Annotated in this window: 2 protein-coding genes; one reads left to right on the top strand and one right to left on the bottom strand. The window is 52.8% G+C overall.

Annotation, left to right across the window (positions count from 1 at the left end):
• Nucleotides 1–221: 221 nt before the first annotated feature.
• Nucleotides 222–1,190: a MobV family relaxase gene (gene mobV, locus K5R89_RS26925; protein ID WP_058671335.1), complete on the top strand. Its 969-nt coding sequence runs from the start codon at nt 222–224 to the stop codon at nt 1,188–1,190.
• 63 nt (nt 1,191–1,253) lie between these two features.
• Here mobV and K5R89_RS26930 read toward each other — a convergent pair whose 3' ends face one another.
• Nucleotides 1,254–1,688: a helix-turn-helix domain-containing protein gene (locus K5R89_RS26930; RefSeq protein ID WP_004193480.1), complete on the bottom strand. Its 435-nt coding sequence runs from the start codon at nt 1,686–1,688 to the stop codon at nt 1,254–1,256.
• Between the last annotated feature and the right edge of the window lie 435 nt (nt 1,689–2,123).

A 2,123-nucleotide genomic window follows, 5' to 3' on the forward strand; every position in this document is an offset into this window, starting at 1 on the left:
CGCACAAATAAAACAGGCTTGGCAGTGGTGGGAGGTGACGCGGAGCGACGCCTTCCACCTGCCAGACCGCCGTTGATTTTGACCTTCTGGCAGCAAGCTGCCCGAACGATTTTGCGTAGCAAAGTCTAGTGAGTACACTATCATCCTGATAGTGGCCCGCCGGAGGCATCGCAATGCGATCCCCCGACTGGCTGGATGGACGCCAGAACGAGGGGGTAAGCATGGCGAATTACGCGATAATGCGCTGCAAAAAGCTGACGGGAATGGGCAGTGTGGCCAGCGCTTTGCAGCACTGCTACAGGGAGCGTGAGACGCCGAATGCTGACGCTGAACGGACACCAGAAAACCACTGCTCTGTGTCTCAGTCGGCAGATGAGGCGATGGGAAAGCTGCGGGAGCTGTTGCCGGAAAAACGCCGTAAAGATGCGGTACTGGCTGTTGAATACGTTATGACGGCAAGCCCTGAGTGGTGGAAAGAAGCGACACCGCGGCAGCAGGCGGAGTTTTTCGCCCATTCTGAGCAGTGGCTGGAGAAGAAATACGGGAAGGATCGTGTTGTGGCTGCGGTAGTTCACCGGGACGAGGCCACCCCGCATTTGTCAGCGTTCGTGGTGCCATTGACGCAGGATGGACGGCTGTCCGCGAAAGAGTTTATTGGCGGGCGGTCAAAGATGCGTGACGATCAGAGCACCTACGCTGAATCAGTAAAAAAACTGGGTCTTGAGCGCGGCATCGAGGGAAGCCGCGCCACGCATCAGACAGTTCAGCACTACTACGAATCGATAAACCGTGGCACCCGTAGCCAGGTATCGATCTCGCCGGAGGCGCTGGAGCCGCGTGTATTGCGGAAGGGCATTTTCACCAAAGACGTGGAAGATCAGGCAGCCATAGCCAAACGTCTAAGCCACGCAGTGAACGATGGCTTTGCAGGAACCATCGCTATGGCCTCTCAGAGCGCCCAGAATGCAAAAAGAGCGCGCGAGCTACAGAAGACTATGGATTCGCAGCAGAAACGCCTACAGAGCGTTACAGAGCCTTTTAAGGGGCTTTCCAGAGAGCAGATGACAGAAATCCTGATGATGGCTCAGCGGTTTAAGCAGCAAAACCAGGAGAAGGAGAAACAGCAGCGTGTTGAACGTGAGAAACAGCGACAGATGCGATCGCGTGGCATGGGCGGTATGGAGCGTTAGTTTTGATGCGATGCAGGATAGGGCTAACGCCGCAAAATGACGCCATTTGCGGCATTCCAGAGATCAGGTTCTGCCGCCCTGTATAACGCTGAGGCCGTTTTTCAGTGCTTTTTTGTGGTTGCTGACAGTACCTTTCCAGCCAAACTGAGGGTTCAGACGGTAACTGTAACTGCGCCCTACTTTTGGGCCTTGAAGAATCACGGATAGGTCAATTAGCGCCTTAACCGAACGGCTTACATTGGTTTTCTGCATACCTAAAGCGTCGGCAATATCGGCTTGGGCAATTTGGATGTAATTTTCATAATCGAGATCAGCTAACAGCATCATTAAGACTTTGAATTGCTCCCCTGTGAGGGTCTTAGCAAGGATCTTTAAAGCGTCTTGGTTCATAGTGAAATGCCTCTCAAAAGCTGACTTCTGTTTGGGTCGGATAACTGCGACAAAACTACCTACCTCTTCCCCTGTAGCAGTGTCTATCTGAGTAATTCGGTTACTCATTTAAGAGGCTCTCCCAAAAAAATAGTTATCAATAATGATAACAACGTTATCAATAATGATAACTATCGTCAAGCGAGAGCCGCGCCCCACAAGGGCTGAGAGAAGGCTCTCTTCTGTATCTTATAGCGAGAAGCTCATATGCCCGGATAGCGAACCCTATTTTCATCGGTTCGTGCGTAAGCATTTCTATGCCCGTTCAGGTGATATTCCGCTTCCTCGTTCAGGCTGTTCGTTCCTCGCTGCGCTGCGGTACGCCTCAGCCTGACCTGCGGCGAGCGGTTCCTGCTCTTTCAAAAGCGATATTCATTGCCTAGTTTCGTCAAGGGCGAGCGTAGCGAGTGCATTTCACCCTTGACGACGCACAAATAAAACAGGCTTGGCAGTGGTGGGAGGTGACGCGGAGCGACGCCTTCCACCTGCCAGACCGCCGTTGAT

Origin of the sequence: Klebsiella sp. TF21-TM, from assembly GCF_019753495.1 — a bacterium.
GTDB classification, from domain to species: domain Bacteria; phylum Pseudomonadota; class Gammaproteobacteria; order Enterobacterales; family Enterobacteriaceae; genus Klebsiella; species Klebsiella quasipneumoniae.